This window comes from Nonomuraea guangzhouensis, assembly GCF_019396345.1.
Lineage (GTDB): Bacteria > Actinomycetota > Actinomycetes > Streptosporangiales > Streptosporangiaceae > Nonomuraea > Nonomuraea guangzhouensis.
In genome coordinates, this window is record NZ_JAHKRM010000009.1 from 280,023 (window position 1) to 302,181 (window position 22,159).

Below are 22,159 nucleotides of genomic sequence, written 5' to 3' on the forward strand. Positions count from 1 at the left end.
ATCATGAGGCTGGCGTCGAGGTGCCTGCTGGTGCTGCTCCTGGTCCTGTCCGGTGGGGCGGTCGTGCTGACCGTCCCACCCGGGAGCCCGCCGGCGCAGGAATGGGGGTCGGCCGCGGGGCTGGAGCACGTGGTGAACGCCGCGGGCAACACCAGCAGGCCGCGTACGGTCCGCTCCACGTACCCGCTCATCCAGGTCGGCGGGCGGCCCGCGCAGCCGAACGTGGCGCGGGTCACCCAGGGCAAGGCCGGCTGGTCGGGCGTGCGAACCACGGAGTTCACGGCCGGACCCGGCGTCAGGTCGGCTCCGCGCGTCCTCGCGGTCACGCCGGGTGTGGAGCAGTCCGACGCGTCGGGCAGCATGTCGGCCACCGAGGGCGGCACGACGGGCGGCGGCCAGGTGCTGACTATCGGCAAGCGGTCGGCGGCCTACCTGGCGTTCTCGCAGCTCGACGAGAAGCTCAAGTACCACCGGATCTTCGGCGCCGGCCTGTGGATGGTCAACTACGAGGCCGACACCTGCAAGGCGCGCCCGGTGAGCGTGCATCCGGTCACGCAGGCGTGGTCAGGGCAGTCGTACCCGGGGCCGAGCGTGGGCGGGGCGCTGGCGCGCAAGTCGTTCTCGCACGGCTACATCGCGTTCGGGGCGACGAAGTCGAAGTGCCCGTTCAAACCGGTGGTGTTCGACCTGGGCAAGGCCGGGCGCGACCTGGTCCAGCGGTGGGTGAACGGCACGCAGCCCAACTACGGGCTGTCGGTGCGCGACGCCTCCTCCGACGCCCTGGGTGACAAGAAGTTCACCGGGCACGACACGAAGAACCCGCCCCGGCTGTTCGTGACGCACAGCCCGTACAACGCCACGTACGCGATCACCAACGCGGTGCCGAACCCGCCGGTCACGCAGGCGCAGAACGGCAAGATCAAGATCACCGTCACCAACCTCGGCGCGGAGGCGTGGACCCCGGGCGCCTACTACCTGGGCTATCGCGTCTACGACACCAAAGGCAAGCTGGTCACCCAGCAGCGCTCGGCCAACCTCACCCAGAGCGTCGCGCGCAACGCGAAGGTCAAGCTGGACGCCGAGATCAAGGCGCTCAAGCCGGGCACGTACTCGATCGACTTCACGATGGTGCACACCGGCGGCCCGGTCTTCACCGACGACCAGGTGCGGCCGATCCGGCTGATCCTGAAGATCATCGACATTCCGCCGGTGCTGCAGGAGGTCTACCCGCCGAACGGCTACCAGGCGCCGACGCTGACGCCGCAGCTGTGGGCGAGCGCGGTGGACCTGGACGCGCCGGCCGGGTCGGCGCTGTCGTACAAGTTCGAGGTCTGCGAGAAGACCGACGGCGGCGGCACGACGGGCTGCTTCGACTCGGGGTACGGTCCCGCGCAGGCGTGGGCGGTGACGGCGGGCAAGCTGTCGTGGAGCAAGACCTACCAGTGGCGGGCGCTGGTCAAGGACGGCACGACCGAGGTCCCCTCGCCCTGGGTGACGCTGCTGACCTGGGTGCCGCAGCCGGAGCTGACCTCGCGGGTGGCGGGCGCGCCGCAGGGCGGCCAGGACAAGGAGTTCGACCCGCAGGTCGGCAACTACACCACCGGCGTGACGGATCTGTCGGTGAACACGGCGGGCCCGGACCTGAGCGTGACGCGCACCTACAACAGCCTCGACCCGCGCCGTGACGCGGCGTTCGGCGCGGGCTGGACCACGCAGTACGACATGCGCGTCACGCCCGACCAGGACGGCTCGAACAACGTCGTCGTCAGCTACGCCGACGGGCAGCAGGTGCGCTACGGCCGCAATCCGGACGGGACGTTCTCGCCGCCGCCCGGACGGCAGGCCACGCTGAGCGTCGACTCCTCGGGCCGCTGGAAGCTCGCCGACAAGGCGGGCACGGTGTACGAGTTCGCGAGCACGAAGCTGTCGAAGATCACTGACGCGAACGGCCACTCCCTCACCCTCACCTACGACCTGAGCAACAAGCTGTCCAGGGCCACGGCCCAGCCGGGCGGCCGCGCGCTGGCCTTCACCTGGTCGGGCGCGCACGTGGCGAGCGTGCGTGCCGACGCTGCGACTGACACCGCGACCTGGTCGTACGCCTACACCGGCGATCTGCTGGCCAAAGCGTGCGGGCCGGGCGGTGTCTGCACCTCCTACGAGTACGGGACCGGCTCGCACTACCGCAGCGCGGTGCTGGACTCGGTCCCGCAGGCGTACTACCGGCTGGGCGAGGACGACGGCGTCACCGCCTCCAGCGAGATCACCGTCAACCTGGGCAAGGACGCCGGAACCCACTCCAACGTGACGCTGGCCGCCCAGGGCGCGCTGGCCGGGACGGGTGACACGGCCGCGTCGTTCAACGGCACGACGTCATACGTGAAGCTGCCCCCGGGCACGGTCAAGAAGACCAGGGACGTGGCGGTCGAGCTGTGGTTCAGGAACAGCACGACCGGCTCGGGCGGCCCGCTGCTCGGCTACCAGGACAAACCCCTCGATTCCACGCCGACGCTCGGGGTGCCGCTGCTGTACACGGGCACGGACGGGCTGCTGCACGGCCAGTTCTGGAGCGGCGGCACGATCAAGCCGATCACCGCCCCGACGGCGGTGAACGACGGCCGCTGGCACCACGCCGTGCTCTCGGCCATGGGCTCCACGCAGACCCTGTACCTGGACGGCAAGGCCGCCGGCACGCTGACCGGCCAGACCCCGAGCCATCTCACGCTCACGCACAACCAGATCGGCGCCGCCGCCGTCACGAGCCTCGCCTCGTGGCCGGGCTGGGGTACGCAGACGCGCAGGTCGTACGCGGGGTCCATCGACGAGGTGGCGATCTACCCGCACCCGCTCGGCCCGGACTCGGTGGCCGCCCACTACCGCGAGGGATTGGCAGCGGCCGGGCCGCTGACCAGGACCACGCTGCCCAGCGGCAAGGTGGCCACGGAGGTCGCCTACGACGCCGGGCTGGACCGGGTGAGCGAGTACACCGACGCCGACGGAGGCACCTGGCGGATCGGCGCCCCGGTCGTGTACGGCGGCGACGCCGACCTGCGCAGGGCCGTCGAGGTGCGCGACCCGGCCGGGCACCCGTACTTCTACGAGTACGACGCGCTGTCCGGCTGGATCGTCCGCCTGGGCCTGCCGGCCGGGCAGGCGACCGGCGAACCGGAGGAGCCGCCGAGCTCGAGCCCGACACCCTCCCCCACCTACGTGTGCACCACCCCGGACCCCGGAGATCCGACCTTCTGCACGACGCTGCCCGGTAACCAGGGCGACACGCCGGACTTCATCGAGCAGTACATGGACGGCGTGGCGATCCGCACGTTCGGCTACGACGACCACGGCTACCTGACCACCCTCACCAACGAGAACGGCCAGCCGGTCAAACTGGCCTACGACAAGCGCGGCAACATCACCTCCCGGACCACCTGCCGAGCCGACAAGAACTGCCAGACCGCCTACACCGCCTACCCGGCGGTGACGACCCCGGCCGACCCGCGCAACGACCGGCCCACGGAGTATCGCGACGGCCGCTCCACCAGCGCGACGGACAACCGCTTCCGCACCTCCTACACCTACACCGCGTCGGGCAACGTCCTGACGGAGACCCATCCCGACGGCGGCCTGGTCAAGTACGCCTACACAACCGGCACCGAGCCCGCGCCCGGCGGCGGCGCGATGCCCGCGGGGCTGCCGCTGACGATCACCGACGAGCGCGGCGCGGTGACCAAATACGCCTATTTCAGCAACGGCGACCTCGCCACGCTCACCACCGCCTCCGGCATGGTCACCAGCTACACCTACGACGGGCTCGGCCGGCTGACGTCGGAGACCGACGTATCCGACAGCGTCCCGGCGGGCGCGAGGACCACCTACGCCTACGACGACCTGTCCCGGCTGACCACGATCACCCGCGCCGCCGGCACGAACGCCGTCACCGGCGCCAAGCAGCAGCAGCGCTCCAGGGCGACCTACGACGCCGACGACAACCTCACCTCGATCACACTCACCGATCTGGCCTCGGACGCGCCGCCCCGGGTGGCCACCTACGCCTACGACGACCACAACCGGATCGAACGGGTCACCGACGCCGAAGGCAACGACAGCGGCTACGACTACGATCTGCTCGGCAACCTGATCGCGAGGATCGACGGCAACGACAACCGCTACGAGTACCGCTACACCACCCGTAACCTGCTGGCCGAGATCCGGCTGCGCGACTTCGACGGCGATCCCGAGGGCGCCCCGGAGGCGGGCCCGTACCTGGTGCTGAACTCCTACGCCTACGACTTCTCTGGACGGCTGGTCCGCGAGACGGACGCGATGGGCCGTACGGTGACGTACGAGTATTACCCGGACGAGCTGCTCAAGAGCGTCACGCAGAAGAACGTCGCCCGCCCCGACGGGACCAAGCGCGACTACGTGATCACCTCCTACGAGTACGACGGTGACGGCAACCCCACGCGACAGGTGGCCGACAACGGCGCGAGCGTCACCGAGAACGGCTTCGACGCGGCCGGCCGGATGACCTCCTCGACGATCGACCCCGGCGGCTTGGCCAGGCGCACGGTCTTCCGGTACGACGCGGCGGGCAACATCACGCAGATCTCCCGCACCGGGCAGCCGTCCAACGTCGGCTGGGCGCTGCCGGCGACGGCTGAGACGGTCGACCTCGCCTACGACGGCCCAGGCCGGCCGGTCAGGCAGACGGTCACGGACGGTTCCGCGTCGCTGACCACGTCGTACGCCTATGACCAGCGGGATCTGACGATCGCCACCACGGACCCGCGCGGCAACCTGGCCGGGGCCGACCCCGCCGCGTTCACCACCACGTACGCCTACGACGAGATCGGCCGCCCGATCAGGACGACGGGCCCGCCCGTGGCGGCCGAGTCCGGCGGCGGACCGGCGACGACGGTCCGGCCGCAGGAGGTGACCGGCTACAACGCCTTCGACGACACCACCGAGGTCAAGGACGCGCGCGGCGACGTCACCCGCGCCGAGTACGACCGGCTCGGCCGCGCGGTGAAACAGATCTCGCCGACCTACACCCCGCCGGGATCGACGACTCCGCTCACGCCGACCATGCAGAACCGGTACGACGGTGACGGCAACCTCGTGGAGCTGATCGACCCGCTCGGCGGCTCCACCCGCTACACCTACGACCGGCTCGGCCGCGTCCAGGTCGAGGACCGCCCGGCTGCGACCAATGACGAGCGGGCCGAGTGGCGTTACACCTACACCCGCACCGGCGAGGTCCTGTCGGTCACGGACCCGACCGGCGCCAGGTCGGAGACGACGTACGACGACCTGCGCCGCCCGGTCACCGCGACCCAGGTCGAGCGCCGGCCGAGCGCCCGCGACCTGGTCACCCGCTATGCCTACGACGATGCGGGCGCCACCACGTCGATCGCCTCACCCAGCGGCCTGACCAGCACTTATGCCTACGACAGCCTGCATCAGCAGGTCAGGTCCACCGACCCGGCGGGCGTGAAGACGGAGTACGGCTACGACGCGATGGGCCGCCAGGTCCGCACCACCGACGGCCTGGGGCGTACGAGCAAGATGACCTACGACGGGTTCGGCCGGATGACCGGCCTGGCCGACCTCAGCCCGTCGGGCGCGGAGCTGCGCAAACGCGAGTTCGTCTTCGACGCGGCCGGCAACCCGACAGTCAGCATCGACCGCGAGTGCCATCGCACGACGTTCGCCTACGACGCGCTCGACCGGCTGACCAAGCAGGTCGAGGAGGTCAGCGACACCTCGGCGATCACCACGACGTTCGGGTACGACGCGGATGGCTACCAGACCCGCTACACCGACGGCCGTGGCAACGCCACCCTGTACACGGTCAACAGCCTGGGACTGCCCGAGTCGGTCGTCGAACCGGCCACCGCGGCGCATCCGGCCGCCGCCGACAGGACCTGGACGGCCTCCTACGACAAGGGCGGCAATCCGGTCTCGCTGCTGGCCCCCGGCGGGGTCACCAGGACGCGCGTGTACGACGCCGCCCAGCGCCTGGTCGAGGAGAGCGGCTCGGGGGCGGAGGCGGCGACGAGCAAGCGCACGTTCGCCTACGACCTAGCCGGCCGCATGCTGAAGGCCGGCGACGACGCCTACACCTACGACGACCGCGGCCTGCTGCTCACGGCCACCGGCCCGTCGGGGCAGTCCACCATGGCCTACAACGACGAAGGCCAGCTCACCCAGCAGAGCGACGCGGCGGGCACCACCACCTACGGCTACAAGGGCGGCCGGCTCGACACGCTCAAGGACGGCATCACCGCCGCCACCCAGACGCTCGGCTACGACGCGGCGGGGATGACCTCGAAGGTCGACTTCGGCGGCGGCCGGGCGCGCTCATTCGGCTACGACGACATGAGCCGGCTGACCAGCGACACCCTGCCCGGCGTCGTCTCCAACACCTACGCCTACGACAACTGCAACCGCACCACCAGCAAGAAGAGCACCGACACGGCCGGGACCGCCCAGAACACCTACACCTACGACTACGCCGGCCGCATCACCTCGTGGACCAAGGACGGCTCCACCACGAAGTACGGGTGGGACGACTCCGGCAACCTGACCACCGCCGGCACCTCCACCAGGACCTTCGACGAACGCGACCGGCTGCGTACCGCCGGCGACTCGACGTACTCCTACACCCCGCGCGGCACGCTGGCCAAGGTCAGCGGGCCGGGCGGGCAGCAGACGGCGTACACGTCGGACGCCCTGGACCGGCAGACCACGGCGGGCACCTCCACCTTCACCTACGACAGCCTCGACCGGCCCGCCACCCGCAACGGCACCGGCTTCGGCTACGCGGGCACCCAGCAGAAGCCGGTGTCCGACGGCTCGGACCACTACACCCGCAGCCCGGCCGGCGACCTGCTCTCCTTCGACCAGGACGGCGAGGCTCGCCTGGCCCTGTCCGACCGGCGCAAGGACGTCATCGCCGCCCTCACCCCGGACGGCAAGCCCGCCGCTTCGGCCACCTATGACCCGTTCGGCACGGTCACGGCGGAGACCGGCAGCATGCCGAACGCCGGCTTCCACGGCGACTGGACCGACCCCGCCACCGGCCAGGTCCGGCTGGACGACAACTGGTACGCCCCCGGCACCGCCACCTTCGACCGGCCCGAGGACCAGTACCCCGACCCGACCCCCAAGTCGATCAACGGCAACCGCTACACCTACGGCCACGGCGCGCCGATCGACATGATCAGCCCCGGCGCCGCCGCACCCTGCATCTGCTGGGGCTGGGCCGGCCCGATCCTCATCCCCTTCCCGTGCCCGCACATCGGGCCTCCGGAGGGCGAGAAATACGTCCCCATCGACCCGGGCGACACCAGCCGCGACAGCAACGGTGGCTCCGGCGGCGGCGGTGGTGGTGGCGTTCGCGCCCCGACCGGCCCCTCCCCCGAGGAACTGGCCGAACGGGCCCGCCGGGCCGCGATCGAACGGGCCCGCCGCCGCACCGAGGAGGCCAAGCGCCGCCAATCAGAGCAGGCCAGGCGCAACCCGTTCCGCATCGACCCGGATCTGACCGATCCCGGCTACGCCAGTCCGAACGACAACATCTCCGAAGGCGCCAAGCGTCCGCCGCGCGCCATCAACGGCAAGGTCGACGTGGTCCGCGACACGGTGGCCACGCTGCGGAAGATCCACAACGACGCCGTACGCGCCGCGGGCCCGGTCGTCACACCCGTGTCCAGGGCCGCCGTCTCACCGCCGCCCGAGGCGCTGCCGCTGCCGGACTTCTCCGCCGGCCGCACCCCGCCCTCCTCCCCCGGAACCACCGTCACGGCCGGCGCTCCCCGACCCCGGCCCATCAACCTGCCCATCGACATCGGCCAGACCTTCCGATATCCGGCGCCGACCTGGACCAACCCGAGCTCCCGGCCCTCCGGCTCCGCCGATGACGACGACGATGACTGCCGCGCGTACAAGCAGTACATGCCTCTGGACAGCGCCGGCCGCACCACCGAGGCGCGTGCCCAGTACTGCAGCCCGGCCGACCTGGAGGGCGGCTCCGGCGCGAAGAAGAGCATCCACCCGTCCGGCTGGCCGAAGGACCCCGTCACCGGCAAGTACACCAACCCCGGCAACACCTTCTCCCGCGGCCACCTCATCGGTAACCAGCTCGGCGGCAACGGCAAGGACCCGCGCAACCTGTTCACGATTTACCAGAAGATGAACAACTCGGCCATGAAAAGCTACGAGTACAAGGTCAAGAACGCGGTGGACAGGGGTGAGCAGGTGTACTACGACGTCCGGCCCGTGTACCTGGGACACTCGAACCGCGCCTCAGCGATCCACATGTACGCGCGGGGCAACAAAGGGCTGTACTTCAACATCACCATCCAGAACAGCCCCGGTCAGAGCGTGTTCCCCATGGCCCGCTGACCCCCGGACGCCCCAAGACCCCGGCCCCACCGACGGGCGCCGGGGTCTCCGGGCGGGGTACCACCGTGTGGCGGAGGAGGACGCCGAGGAGCAGGCCAACCTCGGCACGCTGCCGCACCGCCTCCCGGCCAAGGCCCCCGCGCCCGGCCGCTCCTGATGGACCGTCCTGGTGCCACCGCGACCGCTTGACCGGCAAGGATGCCCTACCGATCAAGAACTACAGCTGCCGTCACCTTCGGCAAAGATGCGGCGGTCATGCGTTCACCATCTCGTCCTTGTGGCGGAACAGGGTCCGGTATTCCTGAGGAGAAGTGCCAAGGTGCCGATGGAACGCGGCCCGCAAGGAAGCGGGAGCGCCGAGCCCGGCGAGGCGGCCGATCTGCTCGATGGGCACGGTGGTCGCCTCCAGCAGTTCGCGTGCTCGGTCAATGCGTGCGTCGGTCAGCCAGGTCATCGGCGGGGTGCCGGTCTCCTTGCGGAAGCGGCGGATCAGTGTCCGCCGCGACATGTGGGCGCGTCCTGCGAGGTCGTCGACGGTCAGGGGCTTCGCAAGGTTGTCCAGCATCCACTCACGCAGCAGAGCAAGTTCGTCTCCGCTCGCTTCGGGGCGGAATTGGTCGACGAACTGTGCTTGGCCTCCCCGTCGTCGTGGCGGCGCGACGAGAGCGCGTGCGTGTGTGTTCGCCGCTGCGGCGCCGTGGTCGGTGCGGATCAGGTGCAGGCACAGGTCGATTCCCGCGGTCACGCCGGCGGAGGTGAGGATGTCACCGTCGTCGACGTAGAGCTGATCGCGCAGGACATCGACGCGTGGGTAGCGCTGACGCAATTGCTCGGCGTGCCGCCAGTGCGTGGTCGCGGGGCGCCCGTCGAGCAGCCCGGCCGCGGCAAGGGTGAAGGCCGCGGTGCAAATGGAGACGAGTCGGGCGCCTCGGGCGTGAGCCGCCTGTAGCGCCGCCAGAAGCTCCGCTGACGGGGCCGTGTCAATGTCGTCGTACCCCGGAATGATCACAGTGTCGGCGTCGTTCAGCGCCGCGAGGCCGGCCGCGACCGTGATCGCGAAGCCGGGCCCTGGCACCTGTCCGGTCTCGGTGTCAGCGCACACGGTCAGCTCATAGTGGGGGTCCATGCCGAAGATCTGCGTCGCGGTACCGAACTCGAGCGGGAGCACACCGGGCAGTGCGAGCACTGCAACGTGGTGTCTGTTTGTCATAGTGGCACGATTTTAGCGCTGCTTGGCATCCGTGCCACTTTTGGGAGGAGGGCCGGCCTCGTACCGTTGAGCCATGAACGACACCCTCGCCCTCTCGGGAGGGCTGCAGAACGAGGTACTTGCTCGTCCCACTGGACCCATGGCTGAGGCGAGCCTCGCCGCGGCACGGGCTGCGGTGCATCCATCTGTGCTGAACCACAGCATTCGCGGTTTCTACTGGGCCCGTCTGCTCGCCGCCCACAGAGGCGTCCTGAACGACGCGGACTACGACGAGGAGCTCCTGTTCGCCGCCCACGTGATGCACGACTTGGGAACAGGCCCCGACGCACCGGGCCGGCTCCGGTTCGAGATGGAAGGCGCCGATCTTGCCGCCACAGTGCTGACCGGTCTCGGCACCCCCGCCCGGGACGTCGACCGGGTCTGGGAGGCGATCGCTCTTCACACCACTCCGCAGATCCCCGAACGAATGGGACTGCTGACCTACCTCACCTACGAAGGAGTCTGGATAGATTTCGGCAAACATTTCGACGTCGTGGCCAAGGAGCAGAGGCAGATCCATGCCGCCTACCCACGGCTTGAGATGGTCCGTCATCTGACCGACGAAGTCCTCGCCCACGGAGCCCACTCCGAAACGGCCGCGCCCCCCTACGCGATCGCCTATCACCTCGCGCGCGAGCGGGAAGCAGATGGAGTCACCATCATGGAGCGTGGCGTCGCCAATGGCCCGTGGGGCGAGTAGCGGCAGCGATCGACCGGCGCCCCGTTTCCTGTTCCAGGAAAGCCCTCTCTCATATTGACCGTACTGCGAGAATCGAGTCAAGCATGTCGAAATTTGTCGAATTCACATTCAGAGCGCAGCCGGGCTACAGCGAACCGGCGGCTCGCGAGCTCCTCACCGGTTCCATCCCTGTCAGGACGATTGCCATCCACTGCTTTGACCCCCGGGCGGCCGGCATTCCGAAAGCAGTGGCCGATTACTTCGGTGACGAGGTCTACCCCGGTGATCTTATCCTCAACGAGGACGGCCAGATGGTAGGTGCTACAGCGACGGTGTTCCCTCTCGTCATCGGGGGTGGCCGGGCAGCGGACGCTCTTCGCTCGATCACCGTCTCCCAGTACCTCTTCGGACTCGAGCGGGTTGTCGTCGTACACCACTCCTTCTGTGGCGCCAGCTCCTTCTCCGAGGAGGGGATCGTCGATTCGTGGAAACGTGAACAGCACAGGGACATCTCGTCTCTGTACGACTGGGATGGCATCCGCATCGCCGACTTCGAGCAGTCACTCAACTACGACGTGAGCCTGATCCGCAACAACCCAGGCACGCCGAAGCACCTTGAGATTTATGGCCTCTTCTACAACATCGATTCCGGCGAACTGACAGAGGTCGTCCGGGACGTTCCCGCCAAGGCCGCACCATAATCCAAGTGCAGGTGCGGCCGGCAGGAGAATCTGATCCATGTCCGCCGCACCTGCAACTTGACTTCACTTTCTGGCTGCGGAATCAGCGGCATGCCGCCCTGGAAAGCAGCGGCGAACAGGTGAGTGAGCGCGGCCAAGGCTGCATTCGCGTGGACCGCGTTGGCGAGAAAGCCCCATCTCCCGGCACCAGGCCGTGCGGATCCTCCCCAGCTCCGGGGCCTGCGGGGACATCCTGCTGGCGCGGGTGCATCTCCCGCGAGAGGATCCGCCAGCGCCCCGCTCTGGGGTGGGAGTGATCATTGAGTGCTTCTCTCCGATGGACGGCGTCAGGCTGTCCGCTCCTGCACCCGCCGCGATGCCGACGCCCTCCGCATGCTCGGTGATATCGCCAGCCGAGGCGGCACGATGAGCCGACGCCCGGATCGACGCGAACCCGATGATCGACCCGCGCTCACGCTGGCCGCACGTCTCAAGCACCTCGAGCAACATGACGTGCTGCGTCGCACCACGCTGCCGGGTGCGCCTCACGGCTCCGGAAGAGGCGGCGCGTTTCGACACGCTCACGGAGTTGGTGGTCGGCGAGGAGACGCTGTGGCTGCAGGGCGACGGCGAGCGGGTACAGGCGAAAACCGGCCCAAACTGCGCCTGACCTGCGACAAGGAGACGTTCTACGTCCTCGCGAAGGGGCAGGTGGCCATCGACGACGCGGTGGCCTCAGGGCGACTCGTCGTGGACGGCGAGCCTGACACCGCCCGGCTGTTCTTCGAACTGTTCCGCCTGCCCGACGGACATCGCGCAACCTCTCTCTAAGCCCGTGCGGGGCCGCTCAAAGGACTCACTCCCCCGCACCGGCTCTTCTCCAGAAACGGGAAAATCATCATGGAACGCAATCTTCTGGTGATCGGGGCGACCGGCAAGACCGGCGGCCACACGGCCAACCTGCTGCTTCAGCACGGCCACCACGTCCGCGCGCTCGTCCGCCGAGTCGATGAGCGCTCCGAGAGGCTTGCCGGCCTCGGAGCGCAGATCGTGGAAGGCGATGTCCAGGACCTCAACTCCCTGGCGGAGGCGACGAAGGGGATCGACGCCCTGTACTTCACCTACCCGATCCGTAATGGCCTGATGGACGCCACGGCGAACGTGGCCGTGGCGGCGGAGGAGAACGGGGTGCAGGCGATCGTGAACATGTCGCAGATCTCCGCTCGCCGTGACTCCGCCAGCAACGCGGCGCGCCAGCACTGGGTCGCCGAGAGTGTACTGGACCGCTTCCCGGTGGCCGTCACCCACATCCGGCCGACCTTCTTCGCCCAGTGGCTGATCGATACCTGGGCCGATGGGACCGGCGAACTGCGGCTGCCCTTCGCCGACGGACGCCATGCCCCGATCGCCGAAAGCGACCAGGCAAGGGTGATCGCGGCCATCCTGGAGGACCCCGCCCCGCACGCCGGCAAGATCTACCCGCTGTACGGGCCGGTGGAGCTCAACCATTATGAGATCGCCGAGAAGATGTCGAAGGCGCTCGGTCGTCAGGTCACCTACGTGCCCATCAGTCTCGACGAGTTCAGGACCATCCTCGAGAACCGCGGCGCGCCGGAGCACCTGATCCAGCACCTTCTCGCGGTCGCGGTCGACTACCGCAACGGCATCTTCGCCGGTACGAACGACATCGTGAAGAAGATCGGCGGCACCGACCCCCTCGATGTCGAGAGCTTCGTCGCCCAGAACCGGGCGGCCTTCGACCCGCACACCGCCTGAAATCCTCAGGACCATCAGCAGAACTTCTGCTGATGGTCCTGTCCCCTGGAACGCCTGCGCGCCTGTCGGTCAGTAGCCGACGGCGAAGCGCTGCCGGCGGTGGCCAGGCTGCTCGATCTCGTCGAGGAGGGCGACCGCGTAGTCCTCCACGGAGATGGTGCTGTTGCCGTCGTCGTCGGTGATGAGGTCGTCCAGGGCGGTACGGTAGCTGCCGGTACGGGCACCGGGCTCGATCATGGCCGCGGGGCTGATGTTGGTCCAGTCGACGTCGTCGACGGTCCGGTAGTAGTCGAGGGCGTCGCCGTGGGCGTGCATGATCTGCAGCAGGAAGTCGGGCAGGCCCGGAGCGTCCCACACCTGCCTGCCGTCGGGGGTGCGCAGGGACCCGGCGCCGCCGACGGTGATCAGGCGGGGTGCCTGCTCGCCGAGGGTCCGCAGCCCTTCGGTGAGGGCGACGGCGGCAGGCTTGATGGTGGCGATGTGGCCGGGGCCGTCACCGCCGCCGACAGCGCTGACGACGACGTCGTGGCCCTTCGCGGCGGCGACGACCGACTGGGGGTCGAGGACGTCGCCGGTGGTGACAGCCAGGTTCGCTTGGCGTTCGGTGACCTTGGCACGGTCGCGGACGACGGCGGTGACGGTGTGGCCGCGGTCGAGGGCCTCGCGGACGATGGCGGAGCCGATGGTGCCGTTGGCGCCGAAGACAGCGATGTTCGTCATGGCAGTGTTCTCCTTCATGATCTTGTCGTGGTAGTCAGGTGGGCGGAGTCGGGGGCCAGGTGCCGGTCGAGGGCCTCGGTGAGCTGGACGGCGCTGGAGATCGGTCCGCCGAGCCGGTGGATGCCGGTGGGGGTGTGCAGGAGCAGGGTCGGGTAGGCGTCGACGCCGAGCCGGCGCAGTTCCCGGAAGCCGCTTTCGGCTTCGGTGCGGGTGGCCGGGTCGAGGAAGGCTTCGATCACGGCGTTGGTGTCGAGGCCGTACCCGGCGGCGATGGACCGGTACACGTCGAGGTCGGAGAGGCTGTGGCCGTCGACGCACCAGACGCGCTGGAGGGCGCTCGCCAGTTCCAGGATGCGTCCGGGAGCCTGGCGGCTCAGCGCGACCAGGCCGACGGCTGCGTCGGTGGAGTCCAGCACCAGGGTCCCCTCGGCCACGGCGCGATGGTAGCCCTCACCGAAGGTGACCCCGGTGGCGGCGGCGATACGCCGGCTGGCGTCCGGGATGTGCGGATACGCCGCCACCGGCAGGGCGCGCGGGCCGGAGAAGAGACCCCCGGACAACACCCGCAGATCGATACGGTCCGCGTTGCCGTCAGCGAACTGCCGCAGCGCCGGGCCCAAGCCGTAGCACCAGCCGCAGTAGGCGTCGAACGCGTACGTCAGACGGATACGGTCTGCCATTCCGGGCCTCCTGACATTGGTAGAAGTCAGTCATCGATATCGGCCGGGAGCCGCGACGTCCTTGCCGTCGCATATGCTCTCGACTGATGTCAAACATAGGAGCTGCGAAAGGTTCCGCCCAGGTACGGTGAGGACTCATCGTGGTGAAAAACGGACACAAAGCGATCCCGGAGATCCAGTACGTCCCGCCGGCGGCCGGCGCGGTCGGTGTCGAGGTGATGCCGATCGCCGAACTGCGCCGCCGCATGCATCACCACGGCGGGGCGGACGGCGCCCAGGACGCCGAGGGAGCCGGCGGCGCCCAGCGCCCGGACTTCCACCTGCTTCTCACGGTGGAACAGGGGCTGCTGTGGCACATGGTCGACTTCGCCGACTACGCCGTCACCGACAGCACCTGGCTGTGGGTCCGCCCCGGCCAGGTACAGCGCTTCGGCGACCTCAGCGCGGCGACCGGCACTCTGGTGCTGTTCCAGCCCGACTTCCTCGACCCCGCCACCGCCACCGACGTCCGCCTTGACGACCCCTTCGGACGCACCCTGTGGCAGATCACCGGAGAGGACGCCCCCGCCCTGCGCCGGGCCCTCGACCACCTCGCCCACGAATACGGCACCACGCACATGCCGGCCCCCACCCGCTCTGCCATCCTCCAGCGGCTGCTCGCCGTACTCCTGCTGCGCCTGACCCACTTGACCGCACCCGTGGGCACCCTGCCCGCCGAGCACACGGAGACCTTCCAGCGCTTCCGCGCCGCCGTCGAAACCACCTTCACCCGGGCCCGCGACGTCGGACACTACGCACGTGTCCTCGGATACTCGACGCGCACCTTGACCCGGGCCGCGCTCGCCGCGGCCGGCGTCGGCGCCAAGGAGTTCATCGACCGTCGCGTCGTCCTGGAGGCCAAACGCCTCCTCGCCCACGGCGACGAACCCGTCGCGAGCATCGGGGTCCGCCTCGGCTTCCTCGACACCAGCAACTTCGTCAAATACTTCATCCAGCGCACCGGCACCACACCAGCCACCTTCCGTAGCCGGTACCGCCCGGCCCGGGCCGCCCGCTGAAGCCGCCAGACGTACCTTCCTTCACGCCGGCAGCAGCGGCGCCGTCCACGAAGGACGAGGCGCGGTGCGCTCTCTGGGCGCGATCACTGAGAATCGCCGGCACACCGGGCAAAGGCGCTGATCATGACCCGATCCTGGCGATGCACGGCACTCGGCCCTCTTTTCGTTTCTTGCTCCGCCCTCATACGTTCCAGGCATGAACGACCTACTCGCCCTGCCCACGGGGCTGCTGGCCGACGCGAGCCTCGCCCTCGTACAGAAGACGGAGAGCACGCCGATCGCCGACCACAGCATCCGCAGCTTCCTGTTCGCCCGCCTGTTGGCCGAGCAGGAAGGCTGCCTGAACGACGCGGCTTACGACGAGAACCTGCTCTTCGCCGCCTGCGTGATGCACGACCTGGGGCTGGGCACCCTCGCGGCCGGCCAGGCCCGGTTCGAGGTGGAAGGCGCCGATCTGGCGGCATCCGTGCTGACCGAGCACGGCATCGCCGCGGCGGACGTCGACCGGGTGTGGGAAGCGATCGCCCTGCACTCCTCCGTAGGCATTGCCGACCGGCGCGGACTGCTGACCTACCTGACCCACAAAGGTGTCTTCACCGACGCCGGCCACTTCACCGACCTCGTCGCCGCGATGCTCCAGCCGATCTACGCCACATACCCCCGACCCGCCGATTTGCGCTTCATGCAGGACGCGATCGTCGAGCATGCCGCCCGCTCCCAGGCCGCCGCACCGCCGTACTCAGTCGCAGCCTGGTACCTGCACCAGCGACGAGCCGAAGGGTGACCTCTGTCCTGCCGCCATGAGGAGCGCGTCCATGGCCGTGTCGAATTCAAGCCGGCTGGACAGCGTTCCGCTGATCGTGTCGATGTAGACGCGCTCGCATCCGGCGTCGGTGAGACGGACGCGCCGGCTGCCGGGGTTCTGGTCATGGGTGGAGACCCGCCCGGCTAACGGTCCTTTGCCGTCACTCAGGGTCCTACGCCGGTCGTCGTTGCACGGCGTCGGCGATGGCCGCCGTCACGAACTTGTTGACGACCGCCGTGTCCGGCGGGCCGGGGTCGCGGTCGGCGAACAGGAGATGCCCGCCACCGACCAGGGAGAGGGTGAGTGAGTCGATGTCGGCGTCGGCCGCGATGCGGCCCAGTTCACGCTCGTCAGCCAGATAGCCGGAGATCGCGGCCGTGGCCTGGGCGAGGATCGCCATGCCGCCTCCAGGTCTGGCTTGCCGCAGCCGTGCGCGCAGCTCATCCCGGAAAGTGATGAGCGGGATGATGGCCATCGGAATCGGTCCGAACAGGATGGTCAGCGCGCTGGTGAGGTTGTCGGCCACCGTGCCGGTGCCGACGGACTCGCGCAGCGCACTCGCCCGCGTCTCGAGCTGTGCGGCCTGGTCGAGTACGAGGTCGGTGAGGAAGGCGTCGAAGTCGGTGAAGTACCGGTGCAGGACGCCTTTGGCGCAGTCCGCCTCGTCGGTGACGGCCCGGCTGGTCAGCCCGTTCGGCCCGTCCCGCAGAAGCACGCGTTCGGCAGCGTCGAACAGCTGCTGCCGCGCGTCGCGAAGGTGCACTCCAGTCGGCACTCAGAGATCCTTTCGTGCGTCAACCCGCTGACATCCGCTGCTTAGTGGGCATGCGCCCACTTAGGTGGGCACATGCCCATACTACCTCGAGAGCAATCAGAACCATCCCCAGCGGAGTCGCACAAGGCCCGGCGGTCGAGCTGTCCATCTGCGGGCCGACCAGATCAACGGCTGCAGCCCGTGTGTGTTCCTAGGCGTCCAGTCGGCGAAGAAGCATGGAGAGACCGAGGAGCGGCTGCACAACGTGGTCACCTGGCGCGAGACCCCGTTCTTCACCGAGGAGGAGCGGGCAGCGCTCGCGCTGACCGAGGCCGCCACCCGGATCCAGGACGGCGCGCCGGGCGTGACGACGAGATCTGGGACACTGCTGCCACCCACCTCGACGAGAACCAGAAGTCCGAGATCACGAAAAGAACATCGCAATCACCAACTTGTTCAAACGGATCAACCACACGATCCGGGAGCAGGCCGGCAAGATCTGGTGAAGGCGGGCGGGCGTCATCCGTCCAGAGGCCGCAGTGGCGACGTGGCGAAGGACGTGATCGGCCAGCTCCACCGCTGACCGATCCGACGCCACTTCTGGCAGACCCCTATCCTGGGCTCCCACCTTCGGGTGACCGCCGACAACCATCCCTTTGATGATCATCAGGGGCACATGACGATGAGCAACGAACTACTGGAACTGACCGTTACCGATGCCCGAGCCTGGCGGGAGTGGCTCAGCAGGCACCACGACAGCTCGGCAGGGGTGTGGCTGGTCCTCGCCAAGCAGAACACGACCCGGCCCACCAGCCTGACCTATGACCAGGCACTCGACGAGGCCCTGTGCCACGGCTGGATCGATGGTCGGCTACGACGGCGGGATGAGATCACCTTCTGCCGGCGCTTCACCCCTCGCGGAAGGCAAAGTCTCTGGTCAGTGCGGAATGTTTCCATCGTCACCCGTCTGATCAGCGAGGGCCGGATGCATCCGGCCGGAATGACCGAGGTCGAACGCGCCAAGGCCGACGGCCGCTGGGACACGGCCTACGCGGGACAAGCCGGCATCGAGGTACCAGCCGACCTGGCCGCCGCATTGGCCGCGAAACCCCAGGCACAAGCGATGTTCGACATCCTCACCTCCCAAAACCGCTACGCCATTCTCTATCGGATCGCGAACGCCAAACGCGCCGAGACCCGAGCCCGCCGCATAACCCAGTTCGTTGACATGCTCGCCCGCGGCGAAGCGATCCACCCACAAAAGCGCGCCCTCGGCAGTTGAATGCGGGCCCACTCCTCTCCCGCCTCGCTCCTCCAAGCCCACGCACATGGCGGCTCGGCGTTCGGCCGGACCCGGAACCCTACCCAGCCCCCAATAACCCGTCATGGGCGCAGGCTCGGCTCAACAGCGGCCGGGCGCAAGGAGCACCAGCCGCCTCCGTCGAGTTTGGCGAGCTCGCGCAGGTTTTGACGGCGAGCTGGTAGTACTCGGTCGTCCACGTGATGACCGCGTTGGTCAGCACCGTCAGGCATCACGCTTGTTCGCTCTGGTCGGCAAGGTGCGGCGTGGTGATGGTGGCCTGCTGGGCGTAGTGCAGGTCCCGGGGCAGCGCGTGCAGGCTTTCGCCTTTGTTCAACTGTCGCCCGATCCGCCGGCGATAGGAGGGATCCCACAGATACTTCGCGGCGTGGACCGTGCGGCGCAAGGTGCCTCATTCCTTCAGCGCGGCCGCCAGGGTGTTCTGCCGGGAGGCGGCCGACCATTTGCCGACCACCAGCGACACGGTCGCCTGCCCGTACTTGAGCGATCCGGCCATGCGCAGCAGGTCGGGCCAGCAGTCGGCGACCAGTGCTTCGTTCCAGCGGGCGCCCAGCTGCGGACCGGCGTGCGGGTGGCGCTTGGCCGTCTCGGTGGGGGTCGGTGGCGTTTCCCAGCAGCTCATCGAGTACGAACTGGGCCTCCCGCTGGGTCGGGATGAGGATCTTGGTGCCGTAGGTGACGTGCTGGTCGGACACGTGGGTGTAGGTGGACAGCACCTTCCCGCCGTGGATGGGCATCTCCCGGGCGGTGGTCGACTTGCCGCGCACGGGGAAACGCTGCCCGTCGGGAGGAGGACATGGTGCCGCCGCCGAACACTCCTGCCGGCTCCAGACCGTGATGGTGGTTGATGATGCAGGTGTTGGCCTCGCGCAGCGTGTCCTCGCGTACGTACCACTCCATCGTCCAGGCCAAGACGTCGTAGGGGACGCCGCATGCCTCGACATGCGCGCCACGCCCAGGTTGGTGGCCATCGCGATCAACACGGCCAGTGCGTACGTCCAGCTCGATCAGCAACGAGGCGAACGGCAGCATCCCGGCCAGCTCGTCCTTCAGCTCCCCGGCCTCGGCAGGACATCCTCGGCCGCGAGCTTGGGGATCACCAAATTGTCATCACCGTCCAACCGGACCGCGCCGCGCCGCGCCGGCCAGGATCTTCTCCAGCTCCGCCAGCGCGGCGTGCAGCTCCTCCTACCCTGGGCCAGGGCGTCAGCGGCCGTGGCTGGCCTGCCGACCAGCGCGCAGAACGCGGCCTGCTTGGGCCGCCACTGCTCGGGTGTGTACAGGTAGGTCGACGGGTCAGCGAACCGGCGCGATCCCGGCACGAAGATGTCCCCGGACCGGTGTCCGTCCCGCAGGCCCAAGATCACAGACCGCCCGCCGTTCACTACGCGCTCCCACATTAAATTATGAATATAATTCAATTCTCGCAGAAGCGCAGAAGGGAAGTCAGCATGGCGATCAGTCCGCAGTCGCAGCAGTTCGAGCAGTTCCTGGGAAGCGTGAGCGCGAGGTCGTCCGAGCCGGGCCTCGACCTGGCCATCGCGCGAGACATCGTGGATTCGCTCCAGCGTGCGTCCACCGAGCCGGAGGGCGTCACCTACGCCGAGGTGGACGCCGGCGGCGTTCCCGCCATCTGGTGCATCCCGCAGGGCGCCGACCCCGACCGGGCGCTGCTGCACTTCGCTCGTGGTCGACTTCCGGCTTGCACCCGAGAACCCCTACCCGGCGCAGCTCGACGACGCCGAGACCGCCTACCGGTGGCTGCTGTCCCAGGGCTACGAGCCCCAGAACATCGGCAGCACGGGGCACTCGATCGGGGGCACCCTCGCGGTGATGCCGCCGCTGCGGCTCCTCGCCAAAGGGGAGCCGACCCCCGGGGCCATCGTCAGCATCTCCCCTTGGTGCGACCTCACCATCCAGAACCCGACGATCAACGACAACGCGGACAAGGACATCACGCTCAGCAGGCAGAGTCTCGAGCTCTTCCGATCGGCGTGGTTGCAGGATCCCACGCTCAACTTCACCGACCCCAAAATCAGCATCCTGTCCGCGGACCTGACCGGACTGCCGCCCACGGCCCTCCTCTACGGCGACTACGAGCTTCTCGCGGGAGAGGACGCCGAGCTCGGGCGCCGGCTCTCGGACTTCAAAGTCACCTCCGAGGTCCACTCCTTGCCGCAGACCCAGCACTCGTTCATCCTCGGGGCCGGACGCGTCCCTGAGGTGGACGAGGCCATCGAGCACATGGGTCAGTGGCTCCGCCGCCATCTCGGTCGCTGACTCACGGCGCCCTCCCGGCGCCACCAACCAGCTCTACGTTCGCCGCGCCTCGGACCCGTCAGCTCGCGGGCGGGCCGAGACGCGGCCGACGCGCTCGCAGGAGCGCTGTTCGCGCGAGACAAGCAAGTCCGCGTGCGACGTCCGGCTCCGTGAGGCGTGTCGGGTGGAGATCATCGCCACTGGCCCACCGTGCTCCTCGACCCCGGGTGGCGGTGGCGGTGGTTGTCCGGTGTTCCGGGGTCGGAACGGCGCGACAGTTGGTCCGTCTGTTCGTGTGCTTCGCGCAGTTTCCGGTCCTCGCGCATGAGGACATTGATCGTACGGACCAGCCTGGTGCATCCCATGGAGTTGTTCGAGCTCGCGGACTCAGCTTCGCGTTGCCAGCACGCCTCGGAAGGTGCGCCGGTAGGCGAGCGGTGAGACACCGATCGCGGCGTGCAGGTGTTCCCGTAGCGACGTGCCGCCGGCGAAGGCCGAGCATTCGGGCGATGACCGGTGCTGGTGCTTGAAGGACCAGGTGCCGCAGTGCAGCGGCCCGGCTGTTGAGGGTGGCGATCTGGTGGGTTCGCAGCCGCTGCTCGACGGCGTCGGTGGTCATGGGCTGGCCGCCGCGACGGCCCGGGAAGAGCCAGCAGGAGGTCTGATTGGTCGCGGTCGTCAGGTTGAGGCGCTGCTCGAGGTGGAGCAGGAGCAGGGCGGCGAAGGGCCACTACATCGACACACCGGGCGAACGCGGCCGGGCGGTCATCGGCCTCTTCCGAGTACGGGGCGGCAAGATCGTCGAACACTGGGACGCCTCGCAGGACGTGCCGGAGAACTCCGCCAACGACAACACGATGTACTGACGGCCGCGGGGGCGTCGCGACAGCCGGACGCGCTGTTCCCGGGCCGGATCCCGACGACTCCCATCGACGTACAGCGCCGACTGGCGACGCGCGCCCGACACGGTGGAAGCGCTCCGAGCGCAGTTCGTGGTGGCCGGCCAAAGACGCCGCCCGGGCCGACGACCCCGCCGACATCAGCCGCACCCGCAGCGCCTCAACCCAGGCGTCCCGTGGTTCGGCGGGGTAGGCGTCGCCGCCACCTTGCATGATCGTAATATTACGTACGTCAGGCTATGGGCTAGGCTTGCGTAAGGGGTATTGGCCTTGTTGAGCGAATGGAGGCGTTCCTGTGGCGCGCTATGACAAGGAGCACAAGCAGGCGACGCGGCAGCGGATCATCGAGACCGCCGGCCATCGGTTCAAGCAGGACGGCATCGACGGCTCCGGCGTCGCCACGCTGATGGCGGACGCGGGGCTGACCAACGGCGCGTTCTACGCCCACTTCGCATCCAAGGACGACCTGGTCGCCAACGTCGTCGCCGACCAGTTGGGCACCCAGGCCGAGACGTTCAGCGCGCTGGCGCCCGGCCGAGCGGGGCTGGAGGAGTTCCTCCACGACTACCTGTCGCCGCAGCACCGGGACAACCCCGGCGCCGGCTGCCCCTCCGCCGCCCTGCTCGACGAGATCGGGCGCTGCGAGACCGCGACCAAGGATGCCTACACCGACGGCGCGCGGTCCATTGTGGACGAGATCGCCGCCCGCCTGGCTCCGGACGATCCGCAGTCCACGTACGGAAAGGCGCTCGGGCTCTTCACGATGGCGGTGGGAACGCTGCAGTTGTCCCGTGCCTTGTCCGACCCGAAGCTCGCCGACGAGGTCCTCGAACATGGCATCCAGAACGCCCGTGCGTTCCTTCGCTGAGCAAC

The 22,159-nt window shown here is 68.7% G+C and carries 19 protein-coding genes and 1 pseudogene; 12 read left to right on the forward strand and 8 right to left on the reverse strand.

The window, feature by feature from the left end:
- The first annotated feature begins 3 nt into the window (after positions 1 to 3).
- Positions 4 to 8,406, forward strand: a complete 8,403-nt coding sequence (locus tag KME78_RS20525) for a DNA/RNA non-specific endonuclease (RefSeq protein WP_219530698.1) — start codon at positions 4 to 6, stop codon at positions 8,404 to 8,406.
- A 253-nt stretch (positions 8,407 to 8,659) separates the two neighbouring features.
- On the opposite strand, the gene KME78_RS20530 is transcribed toward KME78_RS20525, so the two are convergent.
- Positions 8,660 to 9,616, reverse strand: coding sequence for a GlxA family transcriptional regulator (locus KME78_RS20530; protein ID WP_219530699.1), 957 nt, complete (start codon positions 9,614 to 9,616; stop codon positions 8,660 to 8,662).
- 73 nt (positions 9,617 to 9,689) lie between these two features.
- On the opposite strand from KME78_RS20530, the gene KME78_RS20535 reads away from it, so the two are divergent.
- The 4 genes from KME78_RS20535 to KME78_RS20550 all read left to right on the forward strand — a co-directional run bounded on the left by KME78_RS20535 (position 9,690) and on the right by KME78_RS20550 (position 12,790).
- Positions 9,690 to 10,355: an HD domain-containing protein gene (locus KME78_RS20535; RefSeq protein ID WP_219530700.1), complete on the forward strand. Its 666-nt coding sequence runs from the start codon at positions 9,690 to 9,692 to the stop codon at positions 10,353 to 10,355.
- An 83-nt stretch (positions 10,356 to 10,438) separates the two neighbouring features.
- On the forward strand, positions 10,439 to 11,035 hold the full coding sequence (locus KME78_RS20540) for a carbonic anhydrase (RefSeq protein ID WP_219530701.1): 597 nt from the start codon (positions 10,439 to 10,441) through the stop codon (positions 11,033 to 11,035).
- 591 nt (positions 11,036 to 11,626) lie between these two features.
- On the forward strand, positions 11,627 to 11,845 hold the full coding sequence (locus tag KME78_RS20545; protein WP_219530702.1) for an SCP2 sterol-binding domain-containing protein: 219 nt from the start codon (positions 11,627 to 11,629) through the stop codon (positions 11,843 to 11,845).
- 69 nt (positions 11,846 to 11,914) lie between these two features.
- Positions 11,915 to 12,790 carry an NmrA family NAD(P)-binding protein gene (locus tag KME78_RS20550; protein ID WP_219530703.1) on the forward strand — a complete coding sequence of 292 codons (876 nt, stop codon included), beginning with the start codon at positions 11,915 to 11,917 and terminating at the stop codon, positions 12,788 to 12,790.
- Between the two features lie 69 nt (positions 12,791 to 12,859).
- On the opposite strand, the gene KME78_RS20555 is transcribed toward KME78_RS20550, so the two are convergent.
- Positions 12,860 to 13,510 carry an NAD(P)-dependent oxidoreductase gene (locus tag KME78_RS20555; RefSeq protein WP_219530704.1) on the reverse strand — a complete coding sequence of 217 codons (651 nt, stop codon included), beginning with the start codon at positions 13,508 to 13,510 and terminating at the stop codon, positions 12,860 to 12,862.
- 14 nt (positions 13,511 to 13,524) lie between these two features.
- Positions 13,525 to 14,190, reverse strand: coding sequence for a DsbA family protein (locus tag KME78_RS20560; protein WP_219530705.1), 666 nt, complete (start codon positions 14,188 to 14,190; stop codon positions 13,525 to 13,527).
- 140 nt (positions 14,191 to 14,330) lie between these two features.
- Between KME78_RS20560 and KME78_RS20565 the strand changes: the two genes are divergently transcribed.
- Both KME78_RS20565 and KME78_RS20570 read left to right on the forward strand, forming a co-directional pair.
- Positions 14,331 to 15,248 carry a helix-turn-helix domain-containing protein gene (locus KME78_RS20565; RefSeq protein WP_308127048.1) on the forward strand — a complete coding sequence of 306 codons (918 nt, stop codon included), beginning with the start codon at positions 14,331 to 14,333 and terminating at the stop codon, positions 15,246 to 15,248.
- A gap of 196 nt (positions 15,249 to 15,444) precedes the next feature.
- Positions 15,445 to 16,032: an HD domain-containing protein gene (locus KME78_RS20570; protein WP_219530706.1), complete on the forward strand. Its 588-nt coding sequence runs from the start codon at positions 15,445 to 15,447 to the stop codon at positions 16,030 to 16,032.
- Here KME78_RS20570 and KME78_RS68000 read toward each other — a convergent pair.
- Positions 15,988 to 16,221: a recombinase family protein gene (locus tag KME78_RS68000; protein WP_219530868.1), complete on the reverse strand. Its 234-nt coding sequence runs from the start codon at positions 16,219 to 16,221 to the stop codon at positions 15,988 to 15,990. The genes KME78_RS20570 and KME78_RS68000 overlap by 45 nt on opposite strands.
- 4 nt (positions 16,222 to 16,225) lie before the next feature.
- On the reverse strand, positions 16,226 to 16,828 hold the full coding sequence (locus tag KME78_RS20580; RefSeq protein WP_219530707.1) for a TetR/AcrR family transcriptional regulator: 603 nt from the start codon (positions 16,826 to 16,828) through the stop codon (positions 16,226 to 16,228).
- A 184-nt stretch (positions 16,829 to 17,012) separates the two neighbouring features.
- On the opposite strand from KME78_RS20580, the gene KME78_RS20585 reads away from it, so the two are divergent.
- Both KME78_RS20585 and KME78_RS67205 read left to right on the forward strand, forming a co-directional pair.
- A complete protein-coding gene (locus tag KME78_RS20585; protein ID WP_308127049.1) occupies positions 17,013 to 17,390 on the forward strand; it encodes a carboxymuconolactone decarboxylase family protein in 378 nt (125 codons plus the stop codon).
- Between the two features lie 51 nt (positions 17,391 to 17,441).
- Positions 17,442 to 18,089 carry a YdeI/OmpD-associated family protein gene (locus KME78_RS67205; protein WP_219530709.1) on the forward strand — a complete coding sequence of 216 codons (648 nt, stop codon included), beginning with the start codon at positions 17,442 to 17,444 and terminating at the stop codon, positions 18,087 to 18,089.
- Between the two features lie 250 nt (positions 18,090 to 18,339).
- Here the strand turns inward: KME78_RS67205 and KME78_RS68005 are convergent.
- The 3 genes and pseudogenes from KME78_RS68005 to KME78_RS20610 all read right to left on the reverse strand — a co-directional run bounded on the left by KME78_RS68005 (position 18,340) and on the right by KME78_RS20610 (position 19,528).
- Positions 18,340 to 18,750: pseudogene (locus tag KME78_RS68005) on the reverse strand (Tn3 family transposase).
- Positions 18,747 to 19,160 (reverse strand): Tn3 family transposase, encoded by a 414-nt coding sequence (locus KME78_RS68010; RefSeq protein WP_372454917.1) that lies wholly within the window; start codon positions 19,158 to 19,160, stop codon positions 18,747 to 18,749. Before KME78_RS68010 ends, KME78_RS68005 begins: the two are co-directional and overlap by 4 nt.
- A 17-nt stretch (positions 19,161 to 19,177) precedes the next feature.
- A complete protein-coding gene (locus KME78_RS20610) occupies positions 19,178 to 19,528 on the reverse strand; it encodes a hypothetical protein (protein WP_219530713.1) in 351 nt (116 codons plus the stop codon).
- A gap of 286 nt (positions 19,529 to 19,814) precedes the next feature.
- Between KME78_RS20610 and KME78_RS20615 the strand changes: the two genes are divergently transcribed.
- The 3 genes from KME78_RS20615 (at position 19,815) to KME78_RS20625 (ending at position 22,154) form a co-directional block, all read left to right on the forward strand.
- Positions 19,815 to 20,408 carry an alpha/beta hydrolase gene (locus KME78_RS20615; protein ID WP_219530715.1) on the forward strand — a complete coding sequence of 198 codons (594 nt, stop codon included), beginning with the start codon at positions 19,815 to 19,817 and terminating at the stop codon, positions 20,406 to 20,408.
- A gap of 644 nt (positions 20,409 to 21,052) precedes the next feature.
- The gene (locus KME78_RS20620) at positions 21,053 to 21,253 is read left to right on the forward strand and encodes a nuclear transport factor 2 family protein (RefSeq protein ID WP_219530717.1); all 201 of its coding nucleotides are present in this window, start codon (positions 21,053 to 21,055) and stop codon (positions 21,251 to 21,253) included.
- A 328-nt stretch (positions 21,254 to 21,581) separates the two neighbouring features.
- Positions 21,582 to 22,154 (forward strand): TetR/AcrR family transcriptional regulator, encoded by a 573-nt coding sequence (locus KME78_RS20625; RefSeq protein ID WP_219530719.1) that lies wholly within the window; start codon positions 21,582 to 21,584, stop codon positions 22,152 to 22,154.
- The last annotated feature ends 5 nt before the right edge of the window (positions 22,155 to 22,159 follow it).

Coding starts and splice junctions, on each gene's coding strand:
- KME78_RS20610 (WP_219530713.1), bottom strand. CDS start 19,528: ATGTGGGAGCGCGTAGTGAACGGCGGGCGGTCTGTGATCTTGGGCCTG.
- KME78_RS20560 (WP_219530705.1), bottom strand. CDS start 14,190: ATGGCAGACCGTATCCGTCTGACGTACGCGTTCGACGCCTACTGCGGC.
- KME78_RS68010 (WP_372454917.1), bottom strand. CDS start 19,160: ATGCTGCCGTTCGCCTCGTTGCTGATCGAGCTGGACGTACGCACTGGC.
- KME78_RS20530 (WP_219530699.1), bottom strand. CDS start 9,616: ATGACAAACAGACACCACGTTGCAGTGCTCGCACTGCCCGGTGTGCTC.
- KME78_RS20525 (WP_219530698.1), top strand. CDS start 4: ATGAGGCTGGCGTCGAGGTGCCTGCTGGTGCTGCTCCTGGTCCTGTCC.
- KME78_RS20535 (WP_219530700.1), top strand. CDS start 9,690: ATGAACGACACCCTCGCCCTCTCGGGAGGGCTGCAGAACGAGGTACTT.
- KME78_RS20540 (WP_219530701.1), top strand. CDS start 10,439: ATGTCGAAATTTGTCGAATTCACATTCAGAGCGCAGCCGGGCTACAGC.
- KME78_RS20555 (WP_219530704.1), bottom strand. CDS start 13,510: ATGACGAACATCGCTGTCTTCGGCGCCAACGGCACCATCGGCTCCGCC.
- KME78_RS20550 (WP_219530703.1), top strand. CDS start 11,915: ATGGAACGCAATCTTCTGGTGATCGGGGCGACCGGCAAGACCGGCGGC.
- KME78_RS20570 (WP_219530706.1), top strand. CDS start 15,445: ATGAACGACCTACTCGCCCTGCCCACGGGGCTGCTGGCCGACGCGAGC.